Source organism: Pseudomonas sp. 3B-A001-10F (genome assembly GCF_056313565.1).
In genome coordinates this window covers 113,636-131,812 of record NZ_JBQYFW010000001.1, presented here as the reverse complement: position 1 = coordinate 131,812, position 18,177 = coordinate 113,636, and the positions used below count along the sequence as shown (strand labels likewise).

At 59.0% G+C, this 18,177-nt stretch carries 13 protein-coding genes; 9 read left to right on the top strand and 4 right to left on the bottom strand.

What is annotated here, in order from left to right; translation table 11 throughout:
• Nucleotides 1-102 precede the first annotated feature (102 nt).
• The 6 genes from AC0ZWN_RS00725 (at nucleotide 103) to AC0ZWN_RS00700 (ending at nucleotide 11,783) form a co-directional block, all read left to right on the top strand.
• A complete protein-coding gene (locus AC0ZWN_RS00725; RefSeq protein WP_186624328.1) occupies nucleotides 103-2,307 on the top strand; it encodes an OsmC domain/YcaO domain-containing protein in 2,205 nt (734 codons plus the stop codon).
• 453 nt (nucleotides 2,308-2,760) lie between these two features.
• A complete protein-coding gene (locus AC0ZWN_RS00720) occupies nucleotides 2,761-3,276 on the top strand; it encodes an Hcp family type VI secretion system effector (RefSeq protein WP_008084998.1) in 516 nt (171 codons plus the stop codon).
• 127 nt (nucleotides 3,277-3,403) lie between these two features.
• Entirely contained in the window at nucleotides 3,404-6,328 is a 2,925-nt protein-coding gene (locus AC0ZWN_RS00715; RefSeq protein ID WP_476333661.1) for a type VI secretion system Vgr family protein, read from the top strand.
• Nucleotides 6,325-11,052, top strand: a complete 4,728-nt coding sequence (locus tag AC0ZWN_RS00710) for an RHS repeat-associated core domain-containing protein (RefSeq protein ID WP_460099240.1) — start codon at nucleotides 6,325-6,327, stop codon at nucleotides 11,050-11,052. Before AC0ZWN_RS00715 ends, AC0ZWN_RS00710 begins: the two co-directional genes overlap by 4 nt.
• 5 nt (nucleotides 11,053-11,057) lie before the next feature.
• Complete coding sequence (locus tag AC0ZWN_RS00705; RefSeq protein WP_093433218.1) at nucleotides 11,058-11,465, top strand: Imm1 family immunity protein; 408 nt, start codon at nucleotides 11,058-11,060, stop codon at nucleotides 11,463-11,465.
• Between the two features lie 54 nt (nucleotides 11,466-11,519).
• Nucleotides 11,520-11,783 carry a PAAR domain-containing protein gene (locus tag AC0ZWN_RS00700; protein WP_093433215.1) on the top strand — a complete coding sequence of 88 codons (264 nt, stop codon included), beginning with the start codon at nucleotides 11,520-11,522 and terminating at the stop codon, nucleotides 11,781-11,783.
• Between the two features lie 55 nt (nucleotides 11,784-11,838).
• Here the strand turns inward: AC0ZWN_RS00700 and AC0ZWN_RS00695 are convergent, their stop codons facing one another.
• The 3 genes from AC0ZWN_RS00695 to AC0ZWN_RS00685 form a co-directional block, all read right to left on the bottom strand.
• Nucleotides 11,839-12,333 carry a PaaI family thioesterase gene (locus AC0ZWN_RS00695; RefSeq protein ID WP_476333659.1) on the bottom strand — a complete coding sequence of 165 codons (495 nt, stop codon included), beginning with the start codon at nucleotides 12,331-12,333 and terminating at the stop codon, nucleotides 11,839-11,841.
• Nucleotides 12,334-12,341: 8 nt separating this feature from the next.
• Nucleotides 12,342-13,499: a GGDEF domain-containing protein gene (locus AC0ZWN_RS00690; RefSeq protein ID WP_476333657.1), complete on the bottom strand. Its 1,158-nt coding sequence runs from the start codon at nucleotides 13,497-13,499 to the stop codon at nucleotides 12,342-12,344.
• A 147-nt stretch (nucleotides 13,500-13,646) separates the two neighbouring features.
• Nucleotides 13,647-13,895, bottom strand: a complete 249-nt coding sequence (locus tag AC0ZWN_RS00685; RefSeq protein ID WP_093433206.1) for a hypothetical protein — start codon at nucleotides 13,893-13,895, stop codon at nucleotides 13,647-13,649.
• A gap of 171 nt (nucleotides 13,896-14,066) precedes the next feature.
• On the opposite strand from AC0ZWN_RS00685, the gene AC0ZWN_RS00680 reads away from it, so the two are divergent.
• From AC0ZWN_RS00680 to AC0ZWN_RS00670, 3 genes are all read left to right on the top strand, one after another.
• Nucleotides 14,067-14,711: an ATPase gene (locus tag AC0ZWN_RS00680; protein ID WP_320336917.1), complete on the top strand. Its 645-nt coding sequence runs from the start codon at nucleotides 14,067-14,069 to the stop codon at nucleotides 14,709-14,711.
• Nucleotides 14,712-14,797: 86 nt separating this feature from the next.
• Nucleotides 14,798-15,139 (top strand): hypothetical protein, encoded by a 342-nt coding sequence (locus tag AC0ZWN_RS00675; protein WP_095126388.1) that lies wholly within the window; start codon nucleotides 14,798-14,800, stop codon nucleotides 15,137-15,139.
• Nucleotides 15,140-16,252: 1,113 nt separating this feature from the next.
• Nucleotides 16,253-16,894: a LysE family translocator gene (locus AC0ZWN_RS00670; RefSeq protein WP_476333655.1), complete on the top strand. Its 642-nt coding sequence runs from the start codon at nucleotides 16,253-16,255 to the stop codon at nucleotides 16,892-16,894.
• Here AC0ZWN_RS00670 and AC0ZWN_RS00665 read toward each other — a convergent pair.
• A complete protein-coding gene (locus AC0ZWN_RS00665; protein ID WP_476333653.1) occupies nucleotides 16,891-18,084 on the bottom strand; it encodes a GAF domain-containing sensor histidine kinase in 1,194 nt (397 codons plus the stop codon). The two genes, AC0ZWN_RS00670 and AC0ZWN_RS00665, sit on opposite strands and share 4 nt — an antisense overlap.
• Nucleotides 18,085-18,177: the final 93 nt, after the last annotated feature.

Below are 18,177 nucleotides of genomic sequence, written 5' to 3'. Positions count from 1 at the left end.
GTGCAGCGCGCCGATCAGCGGCCAATCCCGAAAGGGCAAGACTTCCCGCGCAAAAACCGGATAATGGCGGCCATTCGTTTAGCCGTATTCTGGTAATCCCGCATGGAAATCAAGGTCAATTTTCTCGACAACCTTCGACTTGAAGCCAAGTTCGACGACTTCACGGTGATCGCCGATCAGCCTATCCGCTACAAGGGCGATGGTTCGGCACCGGGGCCGTTCGACTACTTTCTGGCGTCTTCGGCGTTGTGTGCGGCGTACTTTGTGAAGTTGTACTGCGACACGCGCAACATCCCGACGGAAAACATTCGCCTGTCGCAGAACAACATCGTCGACCCGGAAAACCGCTACAACCAGATCTTCAAGATCCAGGTGGAATTACCGGCGGACATCTCCGAGAAGGATCGTTTGGGCATCCTGCGTTCCATCGACCGCTGCACGGTGAAGAAGGTTGTGCAGACTGGGCCGGAATTCATCATCGAAGAAGTAGACAACCTCGACGCCGATGCCCAGGCCTTGTTGATGCCGGTGGCCGGTTCGGACGCAGGCACCTTCATCGCCGGCAAGGACCTGCCGCTGGAGCAGACCATCGCCAACATGTCGGGCATCCTCGCCGACCTCGGCATGAAGATTGAAATCGCCTCGTGGCGCAACATCGTGCCCAATGTCTGGTCGCTGCACATTCGCGATGCGCATTCGCCAATGTGCTTCACCAACGGCAAGGGCGCGACCAAAGAAGGCGCACTGGCCTCGGCGCTGGGCGAGTTCATCGAGCGCCTGAACTGCAACTTCTTCTACAACGATCAGTTCTGGGGCGAAGAAATCGCCAACGCCGAGTTCGTGCATTACCCGGACGAGAAGTGGTTCAAGCCAGGGCCAAAGGACGAGTTGCCGAGCGAAATTCTCGACGAATACACCCTGAAGATTTACAACCGTGACGGCGAATTGCGTGGCTCGAACCTGTTCGACACCAACTCCGGCAACACCCAGCGTGGCATCTGCTCGCTGCCGTTCGTGCGCCAGTCCGACAACGAAGTGGTGTACTTCCCGTCCAACCTGATCGAAAACCTTTACCTCAGCAACGGCATGAGCGCCGGCAATACCCTGGCCGAAGCGCAAGTGCAGTGCCTGTCGGAGATCTTCGAGCGCGCGGTCAAACGCGAAATCCTTGAAGGCGAAATGGCCCTGCCGGACGTGCCGCAAGAAGTGCTGGAGAAATACCCGAGCATCCTCGCAGGCATCAAAGGCCTGGAAGAGCAGGGCTTCCCGGTGCTGGTCAAGGATGCGTCGCTGGGCGGCGAATTCCCGGTGATGTGCGTGACCCTGATGAACCCGCGCACCGGCGGCGTGTTCGCCTCGTTCGGCGCGCACCCGAGCCTGGAAGTGGCGCTGGAGCGCAGCCTCACCGAGCTGTTGCAGGGCCGCAGTTTTGAAGGTTTGAACGACTTGCCGCAGCCGACGTTCTCCGGCCAGGCCGTGACTGAGCCGAACAACTTTGTCGAGCACTTCATCGATTCCAGCGGTGTGGTGTCGTGGCGCTTCTTCAGTGCCAAACCGGACTTCGAATTCGTCGAGTGGGACTTCTCCGGCCAAGGCGAGAACTCCAACGCCGAAGAGGCTGCAACGCTGTTTGGCATCCTCGAAGACATGGGCAAAGAAGTCTATATGGCGGTCTACGAGCACATCGGCGCCAAGGCCTGTCGCATCCTGGTGCCAGACTACTCGGAGATCTACCCGGTCGAAGACCTGATCTGGGACAACACCAACAAAGCCCTGCAATTCCGCGCCGACATCCTCAACCTGCACACCCTGAGCAAGGTCGGCCTGCGCAACCTCGCCCAAGGCCTGGAAAACAGCGAGCAGGACGATTACACCGAGATCACCACGCTGATCGGCGTCGAGTTCGACGACAACACGCCGTGGGGCAAGCTGACCATTCTGGAGCTGCGCCTGCTGATCTGCCTCGCGCTGCAGAAGTACGAACAGGCTAAAGACCTGGTCGAAGCGTTCCTGCAATACAACGACAACACCGTCGAGCGCGGCTTGTTCTATCAAGCGGTCAACGTAGTGTTGGAGATGGAGTTGGACGAGGATCTGCAACTGGAAGACTACGAAGCCAACTTCCGCCGCATGTTCGGTGACGAGCGTATGGATGCAGCGATTGGCTCGGTCAACGGCAGCGTGCGCTTCCATGGCCTGACGCCGACGAGCATGAAGCTGGAAGGACTGGATCGGCATTTGCGCTTGATCGAGAGCTATAAAAAGCTGCACACGGCGCGGGCGAATGTGACGGCTTCTTCGCACTGACTACATTATTTCCGCTGACCAGAAAAGCCAGGCAGTTGCCTGGCTTTTCTTTACGCGCGATGTTTTGCCTATTCAGCAAAACTGCGTTGATGCAACGTCAACGAGAGTAAGGCTATCTGGAGATTTTTCGTCGATTGACGATGAAAACGCTTTTTAGCAACTGCGCAAGAAGTTGCGCAGTTGTTTCCAGAAAACATTCCTGAAAATCGCTACAGGCCACGCCGTTCAGGGCGTGCAGCCAAGTGCGCAACTTCTTGCGCAGTACTGCGCAAGAAGTTGCTCACTTACGACGACTCTTCCTGGCTGCAATAGCTACTTTTGTTGAAGTTGTTTACACAAGTTGTTGATGAACAATGGCAATGTAATGACTGGCATGAAAGTTGATATATCCAAATTCGCACGGACAGGCAATGGTGCCTGTCGCTTGTGTCTTTTGAGCAAGGAGAGCATTCCATGGCAACCCCCGCGTACATGTCCGTCACTGGCGAAAAACAAGGCCTGATCACTGCCGGCGCATTTACTGCCGATTCCGTTGGCAACACCTTTCAAGAAGGCCACGAAGACCAGGTGATGGTTCAGGCGTTCACCCACGACGTGATCATCCCGCGTGACCCGCAATCCGGTCAGCCAACCGGTCAGCGCGTGCACAAGCCAGTTGTGATCACCAAGGTCTACGACAAGGCTTCGCCTCTGCTGCAAGCCGCTCTGACCTCCGGCGAGCGCATGAGCGAGATCGTTATCCAGTGGTACCGCACTTCGGCGCAAGGCACCCAAGAGCACTACTACACCACCAAACTGGAAGACGCGATCATCGTCGCCATCAACAACAAAATGCACAACTGCCAGGATCCAGGCAACGCGCACTTCACCCACCTGGAAGAAGTGCAGTTCACCTACCGCAAAATCACCTGGACCCATGAAGTTTCCGGTACTTCGGGTTCCGATGACTGGCGTGCTCCAGTCGTTTAATTACGGCTGATGGTGCTACCGACTCGACCAGTCTGACTGGTCGAGTTCACTGTTCGATCAAGGAATTTTTTCGCCTCAGGTTCATGCACCCTGAGGCGTGTTGCAGCACTGCGCGAGGGACAAGGGAATGTTCTCACCGGCCAACCAGCCTCATTTCAATCTGACCGTCGATGGCATCGATAGCGACTTCCAGGTGCTCTCGTTCACCGGTCGTGAGGCCCTTAACACGCCGTTCGAGTTCGAGCTGGAACTGGTCAGCGAAAAGGCTTCGATCAACCTCGAAAGCGTGCTGCACAAACTGGCATTTCTCCAGCTGTCGCCAACCGGCACTGGCATTCACGGGTTGGTCTACAGCATCGCCCAGGGCGAGGCGGGCAAGCGCCTGACCCGCTACAAAATCTCTCTGCGCCCACAACTGGCGTACCTCGCGCACCGGGTCAATCAGCGCATCTTCCAGCAGATGACCGTGCAGCAGATCATCAGCCAGGTGCTGGAAGAGCACGGCATCCTCGCCAGCGATTACCACTTCCAGCTCAGCGCGATTTACCCCGAGCGTATTTACTGCGTGCAGTACGACGAGTCGGACCTGGATTTCATTCAGCGCTTGTGTGAGGAGGAGGGCATTCACTACCACTTCCAGCACACGTCCAGCGGCCACAAGCTGACCTTCGGCGATGACCAAACGGTGTTCCCGAAACTCGCGCCAGTGGCCTATCAGCAGGACTCCGGACTGGTTGCCGACAAACCGGTGGTCAAGCGTTTCGGCCTGCGCTTGGCCACGCGCACCAGTCGCACCACGCGCCGTGATTACGACTTCGTCAAACCGAAAATCGAGCTGGAAAGCGATGCCAAAAGCAGCGCGCAACCGGACCTCGAAGACTACGATTACCCGGGCCGTTTCGTCGATCGCGAGCGCGGCAAACACCTGGCCAATCGCGCGCTCGAACGTCACCGCAGTGACTACCGTCTGGCCGAGGGCAACAGCGATCAGCCGATCCTGGTCAGCGGGCATTTCCTCGCCCTGACCGACCACGCCAACCCGACCTGGAATGATCTCTGGCTGCTCACCGAAATCTTCCACGAAGGCAAGCAGCCGCAGGTGCTCGAAGAGTCGGTGACCAGCGACACCACCGACCTCAAGGACGATTTCCACCAGGGCTACCGCAATCGCTTCAGCGCCATCCCGTGGGATGTGCCTTACCGTCCACCGCTCGATCACCCGAAACCAAAAGTCCTCGGCACGCAAAGCGCGGTGGTCTGCGGCCCTGAAGGCGAAGAGATCTACTGCGACCAGTACGGCCGGGTGAAAGTGCAGTTCTTCTGGGACCGCGAAGGCAAACACGACGACATGACCAGTTGCTGGATGCGCGTCGCGTCGAGTTGGGCGGCGGAAACCTTCGGTTCGATCAACATTCCACGGGTCGGCATGGAGGTGTTGATCACCTTTCTTGAAGGCGATCCCGATCAACCGCTGATCACCGGTTGCCTGTACCACGGCGCCAATCTGCCGCCGTACAAACTGCCGGATTTCAAGACCCTGGCCACGGTCAAGAGCAAGGAATACAAGGGCAGCCGCGCCAACGAACTGCGCATCGACGACACCACCAGCGAGATCAGCATCGCGCTGCGCAGCGATCACGGCGCGAGTGCGATCAATCTCGGTTATCTGACCCATCCGCGCCCGAGCGGGGGGCAGCCGCGTGGTGAAGGTTTCGAGTTAAGAACTGATCGCCACGGTGCGGTGCGTGCGGCTGCCGGTCTGTTGATCACCACCGAGCCGCGTCCGAACGAATCCAAGCACCACAAGGATCTGCCGGAAACCGCCGAGCGCCTCGCGACTGCGAGCGATCAGCAAGATGGATTCGCCGTTCAAGCCAAAGAGTTGCAAGCCCAAGAGGCGGGCGACCAGGACGACGTGGCCAAAGCGCTGCACGCCCAGCATCAAGGCGTGCTCGGCTCGGGTCCAGCCAACCTCACCGCCAACGAATTCCCCGAATTCACCGAACCGCATCTGGTCCTCGCCAGCCCGGCCGGCATCGCCCTGACCACGCCGCGCTCCAGCCACATCGCCACTGGCGAACATTTGGCATTGAGCAGCACCGGCCACACCAGCCTGTCGATCGGCAAACGCCTGTTGGCCAGCGCCAGTCGCGGCATGCGCCTGTTCGTGCAGAGCATGGGCTGGCGTCTGGTCGCGGCCTCCGGCGACATCGATGTGCGCGCGCTGAAGGACAGCATCAACCTGCTGGCCAAACTCAACATCACCGCCAACGCCGACCGCATCACCATCACCGCGAAAACCGAACTGGTGATCCAGGGCGGCGGCAGCGCCACCACCTACAACGCCGGCGGCATCACCCACGCCACCAGCGGCCCGTACACCGCGCACGCGGCGAACTTCGCCTACACCGGCGCGAAATCTTTGGCCGGGGTATTCCCGGAACCGCCGAAACCGGGCAAGGGCAACCTGGAATTGTTCAACCAGTACGCCGGGCGTCAGGGCATCAAGGAAGGCGATTACGAAGTCATCGATGCCCTGGGCAAAAGCATCAAGGGCAAGCTCGATGGCAAAGGTTTCGCCAGCGTCACCGGCGCCGCACCGGGGCCGGCGCAAGTGCTGTTCGGCAAGGATCCGGCGGATACGTGGAGCGATGGCAGTTACATCGGCAAACCTGAGTGGCCGTTGAATCCGCCGGGGGCTGAAGAGGTGCCGAGCCAAGTGCAGGCGATGGTCGCGCAGGTCTTGCCGAGCAAGAGTTGGGACATGTTGGAGAAGGGCAAGGACATGGCGCAAACAGGGATGAGTGCGATGCAGACGGCGCAAGGTGCGATGCAAACAGCGCAGCAGGTTAAGGGTGTTGTGCAGGGTGGCGCGGCTGGATTGCCGAAATTGGCGAGTGCGGCGTTGCCGAGTGCGTCGAGCATCCTCGGCGCCGCGAGCAAGAACGGCAAGTTGCCGAGTTTGCCTGCCGTTTCGTTGCCCAAAAACGCGATTCAAACGCCCGGCCTGAGTCCGGCCTCAAGCTTGCTGCCAGATGAGTTCATGTCATGACTACTCCGACTCCTGCGCCCGATAAAAAACGTGAACCCCAGGTTGCTGTCGTTCCGCTCAACACCATCGATATTCAAGACGTCGGTCGCGGCGCCGCCAAATTCGATGCCTGGCTGCAGTCGATCAGTGGCGGGGTTGTCACGCTCGACCGTGTGAAGAACGTTGCCGGCGCCTTGCCGGTGGTGGGTAACATCATGGCGCTGGTCGACGCCCTTGGCGACATCGTGACCCTGGCCAAAAGCAAGCAGCGCCAAGTGCTGGACTGGGTCAGCCTGGGGATCAACCTGATTGGCGTACTGCCGGCCCCTCCAACCATGGCATCGGCACGCATGACGCTGCGTCCGACATTGGGCCTGGTGCGCCAGGAACTGCGTAACAGCGCGAAGATGCTTCTGGGTGATTCGCTGATCGAAGTGTTGATCGGGCATTTGAACGCGACCATTGTCGGCACGATCGATGACTTCGTAAAACAGGCGCAGCCCAAACTCGCTGGCATTCTCGACGACGCTGGCAAACTGGGCCAGAGCGCGGTGAACGAGATTGCCAAGGGGCTGGAAACCGTCGTCAATGGCAAACTCGATGCCAAGGGCGACCTCAACGCTGCGGGTTCAAAGATCACGGCGGCGCGCAGCCAGTTACTGCATGACCCCAAAGCGGCCATCGGCAACATCTTTGGTGCAGCGTTCAGTGCCTACAAGGCCGCCGGCAAAGGCGTAGCCAACAGCGCAGCGAAAAACCTGCTGCCGGAAAAAGCCAAGGCATTGGTGCTCAGCAATACGTCCATGCTGCGGACTTTGGGCGTAGAGCTGCGAACACAGCTGAAGAAGCTCAGCGATCCGGGTGTTCAACACTCCATCGGCTGGCTGTTGCAGATGCTCGGTGGCGCCGTGGTCACCTGGCGTAAGCGCAAGGCGCATGGTCAGAGTACGAACGTCAAACCCGGCGGCACCACCCAGGCCAAGCGCAAGGCCGGGGAAGGTCAGCTTGAGATGCAGTCCAAGCAAGCCGGGGCGAAAGCCGACCCTAATTGCAGAAAAAACGTGGTGTGCCCGATTACCGCGCACAGCATCAGTTTCTCGATGGGCTCGGAGACTTTCCGTCACACTGATTTCAGCCTGCCGGGCCCGTTCCCGATCAACTGGACGCGCACGTATTACTCGCGCCTGGAGGCCTATGACAAAGGGGACATGGGCGCTCGCTGGATTACCGAATTCACCACCCGTTTCGATCGCGTCGATGACGGCCTGGTGTTTCACGCGGCAGATGGACGTAGCCACAATTACCCACTGCCCAAAGTCGGTGAGGCCCATTACGACCCGGTTGAAAGCCTGACGCTGGTGCGGGTCGACGAAAACCGGCTGGTGCTGTGCAGCGGTATCGAGCGCAAGGAAACCTACGTGCGCCGCGGTCAGCGTTACGTGCTGATCGGTATCGTCCTGCGCAGCGGTGCCGGGGTCATGCTTCACTACGAACACCGTCATGACGACGAGGCGGTGTTGTCGGATCTGATTACCTACGAAGGCGATATCAGCAACGTCCACTTGCAGCTCGGCACCCTGCTCGACGCGCAAGGACACCTGATCGGTCTCTGGGAAATTCGCGACGGTGCACCCAAGCGTCAATTGTGTGCCTATCGCTACGACACCAGCGGTGATCTGATCCAGGCCCAGGATGAAAACGGCGCGGCCTGGAATTATCAATACCAGCACCATCTGGTCACGCGTTACACCGATCGCACCGGGCGCGGGATGAACCTGCAATGGCAAGGTCAGGGCGCTGATGCCAAAGCCGTCCGCGAATGGGCGGATGACGGCAGTTTCGATACCCGGCTGGAATGGGACGAAAACATCCGCCTGACGTATGTCACCGATGCCCATGGCAACGAGACCTGGCACTACTACGACATCCTTGGCTACACCTATCGCATTCGACACCCGGATGAACGCTCGGAATGGCTGTTTCGCGATGAGGCGAAAAACGTCGTGCGCCATGTGCACACCGACGGCAGCATCGACCGCTTCAGCTATGACGAACGGGGCAATGTGCTTGAGCATATTCGTGCCGACGACACCGTCGTGCATTTTGCGTATGACGATCAAGATCAGTTGATCAAGATCAGCGACGCCGAAGGCGGGCTCTGGCTGCGCGACTATGATGCTCACGGCAATCTGGAGAAAGCCATTGACCCATTGGGCAACCAGACCGAATACGCCTACACCTCGGCAGGCCTGCTCAAAGCGATCAAGGACGCCAACGGCGCCGAGAAGAAACTTGAATACAACGATGCCGGTCAACTGACGAAATATACCGACTGCTCCGGCAAGGCCAGTACCTGGGAGTACAACAGTCTTGGGCAGTTGATTTGCTTCACCGACGCGGCCGGGCAAAGCACCGAGTACCAATACCGTGCCGGCCAGCGGGTGCTGATCAGGCATCCGGATAAAACCGAAGAACGTTTCACTTACGATGCTGAAGGTCGTTTGCTGGCGCATGTCGACGGGCTGGACCGCTGCACCTCCTGGCGTTACACGGCTGCGGGGCTGGTGGCCGAGCGAGTGGATGCCACGGAGCAGACGTTGCGCTATCGCTGGGACCGACTGGGGCGGCTGACCGCCCTGGAAAACGAGAACCAGCAGCGGGTGCAGTTCGAGTACGATCCGGTAGGGCGCTTGCTCCATGAAACCGGCTTCGATGGGCGCAGCAAACACTATCGCTATGACACCGAGACCGGGCGATTGGCCTCCATTCGCGACGGCGAGCGCCTCACCGAATTCCAGTTCGACCCGATGAACCGGATGATCAGCCGTTTGGCGACGCTGGGCAGCGAGTCGCAAGCGGAAACCTTCGCCTACGATGGTAACGGCAACCTGGTGCTGGCCAGTAACGATCAGAGCCGTTTGCAGTGGTTCCATGACCCGGCTGGCAACCTGCTGCGCGAACATCAGCATTTTCTGGGGTTGGAAAAACCCTCGGTCGCGATCTGGCGACATGAATACGATGCGCTCAATCAGCGAGTGGCCACGCTGCGTCCGGACGGTCATCGGGTCAGTTGGCTGACTTACGGCAGCGGTCATCTGTTGGGCATGCGCCTCGATGAACATGACCTTATCGGTTTCGAGCGCGACGACCTGCATCGTGAAGTTGCGCGGCATCAGGGCAATCATCTGTTGCAAACCCAGCAGTGGGACCCCGCCGGACGTTTGCAGGAGCAACTGCTGGGGCGCGCCGACGATAAGCGCACTGTCCTCAAACGCGAGTATCAGTACGATGCGGCAGGTCAGTTGCGCGGTATTGACGATACTCGCCGAGGGACGTTGGCTTATCAATACGACCCGGTCGGTCGTCTGCTTCAGGCGAGCAGTCGCCTGGGTGTGGAAACCTTTGCCTTCGACCCGGCTGGCAATCTGCTCGACGATACGGCCCGGCAAACCCGACGCCCGCTGGATCAGGACCCGACCCGCAGCAAGCTTCTGGATAACCTGCTGCGCGAGTACGCCGGCACTCATTATGAGTATGACGAGCGGGGCAACCTGATCCAGCGCTGGCATAACGGCAGTTACAGCCGGCTGCGCTGGGATCTGTTCGACCGTCTGGTGCATTTTGACGACGCCCGTCTGGAGGTCGATTACGCCTACGATGCGCTGGGCCGCAGGGTTTACAAACACTCCCGTGCGCACTTTAAACAGCACCCTGAAGCCGGCTCTCAATGGAACCATCACGAATACGCACGCAAGCAGCGCGAGTCGGGTTGCGGCTTCACGTTATATGGTTGGGACGGTGACGTTCTAGCCTGGGAAAGTAGCCTGGCACAGGTGGATGGTGACTATGGTCGTACCGTGCATTACGTGTACGAGCCTGGCACCTTTGTGCCTGTCGCTCAGGCACTGCGGCATCAGGCAATCAAACTGTCGGAGCAGCCCGACTACAGCGACGAATATCGACTGGACGATGATCCGTTGTGGAGCCACGCACCCAAGGCCCAACCGATCGATGAGTTGAGCTGGTATCAGTGCGATCACTTGGGCACGCCACAGGAACTGACTGACCAGCGAGGTGAAATCGTCTGGAGTGCGCAATACAAGGCGTGGGGCCAAGTTCAGGAACAGCGTTCAGATCGTGCCAGGCAACAAGGGCTGACGAATCCACTGCGTTTTCAGGGGCAGTACCATGACCATGAGACGGGCCTGCATTACAACCGCTACAGGTACTACGATCCGCAGGTCGGTCGTTTCATCAGCAAAGACCCGATCAGCTATGCCGGTGGCTTGAATCTTTATGTCTATGCACCAAACCCGACGGGCTGGATCGATCCGCTGGGCCTGGAAACCTGTGATCCACGGCAGCAACTGGCTGACCGCAGGAAAGCCTTGGGTCTACCCGTCGCAGGTTCTGCCAATGACACATCGACATTGTCTTTATTGAGGGTCAATGGTCAGAGTTTCGAGGGTATAAACTCAGGTGATCAGAATCCCAAGACGGCGATTACCCTCGATCGGGTAAATGCGCAAACCAAAACCCACGCGGAGGCTGAAGCGGTGCAACATGCCGTGAATGCGGGCATGGCAGGTAAAGCCGAAAGTGCCGAAATGTGGGTCGACCGCGATCCGTGCAAGGCTTGTGGGTTGCCGGGCGCAGGGGGTATTCGTTCACTGGCTCGAAATCTGGGATGTAATATTACCGTGCATTCACCCAGTGGCAGCCGAACTTACACACCAACGAAGTAGTGATCATGAAGCTGGAAAAAATCATAGAAGACGAAGCAAAGGGCGAGACTTTCAAAGAGCGAGAGCACTTGAGTCCCGACCGCGCAAAGGTACTCGAAACTCTGGATCGACTGGATGGAAAGGCGTGCAGTTCGACACTGTTTTTGCTCGATGACGATAACTACATGAGCGTGGGCGGGGGGAACGACCATCGCTATGTTGTGTTTATCGCGGTCAACGTCGACGAGAAGCTGTACACACTGACTACTCCTGATGCATCAAGCGATGAGACGGTTGATGTCGTCGTCGGTGGGCAGTCCGGGAGTTACCCGAAAAACCAGGTTGTCGGCAAAGAAAGTGCCCGGAAAGCGTTGCTGTATTTTTGCGAACACGGCAAAGCGGACCCGGGATTGGCGTGGGAGATTGAAGAATGAGGGGGCGCGAAGGTCAGACCGTCGGGCCTGATTGAACGGCAAAGGAGTGATGCTGTGAAAGACGCGATTCGCTTGGGTGACTCCACCACGCATGGTGGCACGGTCCTTGAGGCATTCTCTCAAACCGATCTCAATGGCAAGCCCATTGCCGGTGTCGGACACAAGGTAAGCTGCCCTCTGTGCAAAGGGATTTTCCCCATCGCCGAGGGCAGTAGCACTTACACCGTTGATGGCACGCCTGTGGCGTTGGACGGCATGAAAACCGCTTGTGGCGCCGCCCTGATTGCCAGCGGCCCCAAAGGGGCTGTGGTCAGTTGAACAGTCGCCAGGGCCTGCCGGTAACGGTTCGACAAGGCAGGCAGGCTCGCCAGGTTTATCGCCCGTGTGCCGCATCCGCCAGTTGCCCGGTATCGACACGCACAAATACCGAATCGCCCACCGCCGTCAGCACTTCCCCGGCAAACACCTCGCAGATCACCCGGGTCTTGCGCCCGACGTCACCCTCGACTTTCGCGCGCAGAGTCAGCGTCACGCCCATCGGCGTCGGTTTGATGAATTTGATGCCGAGGTTACCGGTGACGCAGTCGATGCGCGGCAGGCTACCGGGTTCGCGGTGTTCGGCGCGGTAGTGGTAGGCCATGGCCGTCCAGTTGGAATGGCAGTCGACCAGCATCGCGAGCAGGCCGCCGTAGACCAGGTCCGGCCAGCCGCAATACTTGGCGTCCGGCAGGTGTTCGGCGATCACGTGAACGCCGTCTTCGTGCCAGCGGCTTTTGACGTGCAGACCGTGCGGGTTACGGCCACCGCAGCCGTAGCAAACGCCATCGGGGGCGGCGAGGTCTTGCAAAGGGGTAACGAGGCTAGACATGGTTTTTATTATCCTGGAGGGGTGAGTCCGGTCAGGCGCAGACGATTGCGTCCGCCGCGTTTCGATTCGTAGAGAGCGGCGTCGCCTTGTTCGATCAGCGCCGTCAGGTGCGCGGGCGGCTTGTCGAACAGGCTGGCGCCGATGCTCAGGGTCACCGCAGCGGTGGTCGGGAACGTCTGGGAGGTCATGCTCAGAAACTGCTCACGCAACGCGTTGCCCAGTTCCATGACGCGCTCACCCGAGGTGCTGCTGAGCAAAATGACAAACTCGTCACCGCCCAGGCGCGCCGTCAGCGCATTGCGCGGCAGCACCGAGCGGATCATCTCGCTCAAGGCGATCAGCAAACGATCGCCGGCGGTGTGGCCGTATTGGTCGTTGACCAGTTTGAAGTTGTCGATGTCGATCAGCAGCAAGGCGCCGGGATGCGCCGGCGAAACCTGTTCGAACAGGCGCGGCGCGCGTTTTTCCAGGGCGCGGCGGTTATACAAAGCGGTCAGCGGGTCGCGTTCGGCGAGGCGGGCGATCTGTTTTTCGCGGCGATAACGCTCGGTGCCGGTCATCGACAGGGCGATCAACATGATTGCCATCGCGCCCTCGACCAGGGAAATCTGAATGATCTCGCCGCGAAACGCCGCCAGATCGATCAGCGTGCCGGGGATCACCACAGTCAGCGCTTTGGCCACGTAGAAAATACCGTGACCGAGCAGCACATAGCGCAACTGCACCGCGCCGACGCTCAACGATTTGCCATGGGGGCGCAGCAGCGAGCTGGCCTTGAGGGTCGACAGCGCCACCAGCAACGAATTGGCCGCCAGCATGACCTTCGACCACAGCGGCCCCTCCGGCAACAGCAGCAAGACCAGCCAGGTGACAAAGATCAGGTACCAGGCCGTCGACAAGCGTATCTGCGTGAAACGCGCGACGCCGAGCAGAAACAGGAAATGCGCGGTCACCAGCAGGCCGTTGGCGAACCAGATGCCGATCAGCAAAAAGCCGCTGCTGCGTAGCAGGGCCAGGGTGGAACCGACCGTGATGGTGGCGAAACCGGCGCTCCAGAACAGCAGCGAAGGCTCACGAATGCTGCGCCATTCGATCGCCAGGTACAGCGCTGCGGCGGCTGCGAGGGCGATGGAAAGGGTCAGCATCGTAGGTGGGTCGAGCGGCATTTCTTGATGAGCCTGTCTGAGTGGCAGTTTGACCGGCGATTGTAAGCGTTCGGGCGGCTTTTTCGCAGAGGTCGTGTTGCCGCGCAAATCATTGGCAGCGGGGAGGGCGCGGTCGCTCGCCGCCGCCCTGACCGCCGTGCCGATCGGTCATGGCTTGGGCTCAAGCCAGGTGTCGACAACTCGGCGATCCAGCTCTTCCCAATAGGCCATGCCCAGCACCCGGGTGGTGTTAAGCCCGCGCAGGTAACCGCGCAACTGGTTGGCGGTGTCTTGGATGAGCTGCGGGTCGGTAATGCCTTTGTCCAGCAATACGCTTTCGTACTGAACCAGATATTCGGCCACACGCTCACGAAAATCGGGCAGAACGGCGTCACGGATCAGGTCAAACGTTCTCAAGGCGAACTCCTCATGGGCTGTTTTTCTCGTTGTGGTTGAGTGTGTATCAGTCTGCACGTCACGCAACTATTGCTAGAAGTAATAGTGACCATCACGAAACGCAAGTTCTGCTTTGTCGGCATTCGGCGGAAAATCGCTTCCATCGAACACGCAGCTCAAGGAATTTGCGCGATGAACACCCTGACCCGACTGGCTTTTGTCGCCCTGCTGACAGGCGGCGCACTGTTCACAGCTCCGACTTACGCAGCCGACGCCGGGTCGTGTCACTTCCAGACCATCACGGGCAGCAGCGCCACGTTGCAGCATTCGCAAACCGTGGGTGTGTTGCTCAGCGAGAACACCCTGGACAACCTGCAATACCTTGAGCGTTACCACAACATGGCGGTCAACGGCGCGAAAGACGCGCTGGATTCGCGGATTCGTGAAGCGTTCGTCGACAGTTCCGATCCGGAGTTGGCCATCGACTGGCTGGTGAGTTCGCTGCAACAGCAGTTCTTGTCGGTGACCGTTTACGACAACCTTGATGCTTTGGTGCAGGCGCATCCGGACGTGGTGGTGAAGCTCGACACCTTCAACCGCTTGCTGACGCAGCGCAACAGTCTGGTTGAAGCGCGTTTTACCGCACGCTTCTACGACGCCGACCTGCAATACATCGGCAAGGCAGAAGGCGCCGTCGAGAAGCAGTTGCCTTCGGTCTGGGTGCATAACCAGGCGGCACCGGCCATCGCTGCACAGATCGGTCAGCAGCGTGACCTGCAACTCAACGCGTTGAAGCAATTCGATGTGTCGCTCAAGGCGCTGGTGGCGTCGAGCTGATCACTTAAAACATAAATGGCGACGGCGGCTCCGTGAGGCTGAACCGTTGCCGGTTGAACCGAACCTTTATTTTCAGGATGACACCGATGCGTCTTTTATTTGTGCCCGCTCTGGCCGTTGCCTCTTTGCTGCTCGCCGGTTGCGCTTCGGCGCCGAACAATCCGAGCCTGACGTTGCAGACCAGCAAGACGCCTGCGCAGTACGCCGATTGTGTTGTGCCGAAGTTGCAGGGCAGTGCGTTGAACCCGACGGTTTCGCAGACTCAGCGTAGTTATCGGATTGTGGTGCCGAGCAAGATTTCTGCTGACAACGTGCTGGAGGCTTATAAGGCCGGTAATGGCGGCAAGGTGTTTATCTATGAGCGCCATTTGCTGGCTTCGAATCTTTTGCCTTCGAGTTTTGAGCGGGCGGCGCAGGATTGCATCTGACTTTGGCTTTTTTACGTATTGACTGAGCTCCTTTGGTTGGCCGCAACCAACCAATTTTTTGCCTCGCGCCTTTCATTCGGTTTGCGGGGCTTTTTTTTGTTTGGTGCCTTGGCGGCCTTTGGGCTGACCATGCTCTGGGTGTTCTTTGTGAATATCCGTTTCTGCGGGTGTCGCCGCTGGCGGTTTCGCTCTTACAGCGACTCACTTTTCCAGACGCCGAAAAGTAAGCAAAAGGCTGGGCCCCGGCGTTCGGCCCGCTCGCTGGGGCTCGGGGTTCCTTCGCTCCGGGATCGATCCGGGCGCAGCGCCTACGGTTTGCTTCGCTGCACCTCCTCTCGCTGTGTTTGGCTTCGCCAAACGGTCGCTGCGCTCCCACCCCCGGATCAATCCCTCCACTCAGCCTGCCGAAGGGGCCAGCACGGCAAGATCAAGAGCTGCAGCCGAGCTAACGCTCATCCTGTTGAGTGGTGAAGAGAGCGGGGTGGGTGCGGCTTTTGATTTGCTTCCGAATTTGAGTGCAGCTCGGTATTTCATGTCGGTGTATTTCCCGCAATCACCTCGGTCAGTTCCCTCTCCCTCCGGGAGAGGGTTAGGGTGAGGGGGCTTTTGATCTGCTTCTGGATTTGAGTTCGGCTCGGTATTTCACGTCGGCGTAGCTCTCGCAATCACCTCGGTCAGTTCCTTCTCCCTCCGGGAGAGGGTTAGGGTGAGGGGGCTTTTGATCTGCTTCTGGATTTGAGTTCGGCTCGGTATTTCACGTCGGCGTAGCTCTCGCAATCACCTCGATCAGTTCCCTCTCCCTCCGGGAGGGCTAGGGTGAGGGGCTTTTGATCTGCTTCTGAATTTCAGTTCAGCTCGGTATTTCACGTCGGCGTAACTCTGGCAATCAGCTCGGTCAGTTCCTTCTCCCTCCGGGAGAGGGTTAGGGTGAGGGGCTTTTGATCTGCTTCTGGATTTGAGTTCGGCTCGGTATTTCACGTCGGCGTAGCTCTCGCAATCACCTCGATCAGTTCCCTCTCCCTCCGGGAGAGGGTTAGGGTGAGGGGCTTTTGATCTGGGCTATGCAGCCGGTTGTTGTAAGATGCGGCATCTTCAACCTTGCGAGCAGCGAAAATGGATTCTCACTCGATATTGACCTTCACTCTGGTCGCCGCAATTGCCATCGCCAGTCCGGGGCCGGCGACGCTGATGGCGATCAACAATAGCCTTGCTCACGGGCAGCGCAGCACGATCTGGTCGTCGCTGGGCAATGCCAGTGGTTTGTTCTGTTTGTCGGCGGCGGCGATGTTGGGGTTGGGGGCGTTGTTGGCCAGTTCTGAAGTGCTGTTTAACGCGGTGAAGATCATCGGGGCCGGGTATCTGTTCTACCTCGGGGTCAAGCAATTGTTCAAAAAGGGGCCGATGCTGCCGGATGGGATTGAAGGTGAGGCGGGCAGGGGGCGACCGACTCGCGGCAAGCTGTACAAGTCGGCGTTCCTGACGGCGGTGACCAATCCCAAGGCGACGATGTTTTTTACTGCGTTGTTTCCGCAGTTCATTGATCAGGGCGCGGCGTTGCTGCCGCAGTTTCTGATCCTGACCTCGATCTTCATGGCGTTGTCAGTGTCGTCACTGAGTGTGTACGCCGCGCTGGCTTCGCGCGCGAAGGGCGTGCTGACCCGTCCGGCGTTGTCCCGTTGGGTCAGTCGTGTGGTTGGTTCGACCTTTATCGGTTTTGGCGCGGCGATTCTGACAATGCGGCGGCAGGCGGCTTAAAGCCATTTGTACCGGGCCGGGAGTCTCGCCACGAAGCAGGTTCCCGACTCGGCGCTTGAGGTCACGCTTAATGTACCGTTGTGCGCCATCGCGATCTGCGAGGCGATATACAGCCCCAGCCCTAAACCCTCGCAACGTTGCCCGGCCTCGGCGCGGGAGAACGGTTCAAACAGCAGTGGCAGCAGTTGCGCTGGAATCGGTGTGCCCTGGTTGGTCAGGGAGATCACGATCTCGTCATTTTCCGCATACGCCTTGAGGACGATTGGCGCGCTGTTCGAGCCATGGGTGGCCGCGTTGCCCAGCAGATTGGAAAGCAATTGGCTGATGCGCAGCGCATCGCAATAAATGCCCGCCGGCACATCCAGTTCATGGATAAACACCGCTTTGGGATGGGAGACCTGGACTTCGGCGAGGGTCAATTGCAGGGTGTGCTGCAAGTCGTCCACCAACTTGCGCTGCACCGGAATCCCGCCACCCAGACGTCCTCGGGCAAAGTCGAGGATGTTTTCGATCAACACGCCCATGCGCACCGAGCTGTTGCGAATCGCCGCAATCAGGTTGAGTGAACGTTTGTCTTCGGTTTTGCTTTCCAGCAAGTCAGCGCTCATGCGCACCGCGCTCAGTGGTGTGCGCAAGTCGTGGCCGAGAACGGCGATGAATTGCTCGCGCAGGCGCCCGAGTTCATTGGCGTTGTTCAGCTCGATCTGGGTCGCTTCCAGATGGCGTTGCGTGTCCAGGTTCATGGCGATCAATTGAGCGAACAGGGTCAGTGTTTTGGTGATGGCGGGTTCGTCGATATTGGCCGGGACCGAGTCGATGGCGCACAGCGTGCCGAAGAAGTCGCCATTGGCTTTGACGATGGGAATGGAGATGTAGCTTTCCAGCCCATAGGTTTTCGGCGTGTGGTGCAGCGAAAAGACCGGGTGCGCACTGGCGTGCCCGAAGATCACCGGCTGCTTATGCTGGCGGATCTCGTGGCAGATGGTCGATTCAAGTACCAGTTCGCCACCGGGTTTGAGCCCGAAATCAATGGAGTCATCGACAGCGCATGCCACCCAGTTGCTTTCGGTGACCCGCGCGACTGCGGCGAAACGCATGCCGGTGAGGTGTTTGACCATGCTCAGGATGACTGGCACCGCGTCAATGCTGCGGATCGCGTCAATGTCAGGGGTAAAGGCCGGATTGGTCATGGCGCGATGCTTCGTGAAGAGTTCGCTCAGAGACTAACGGTTAATACTGCTCATGACTAATGAAGAGACCAGAAAGTACAAGGGCGCCGTAGC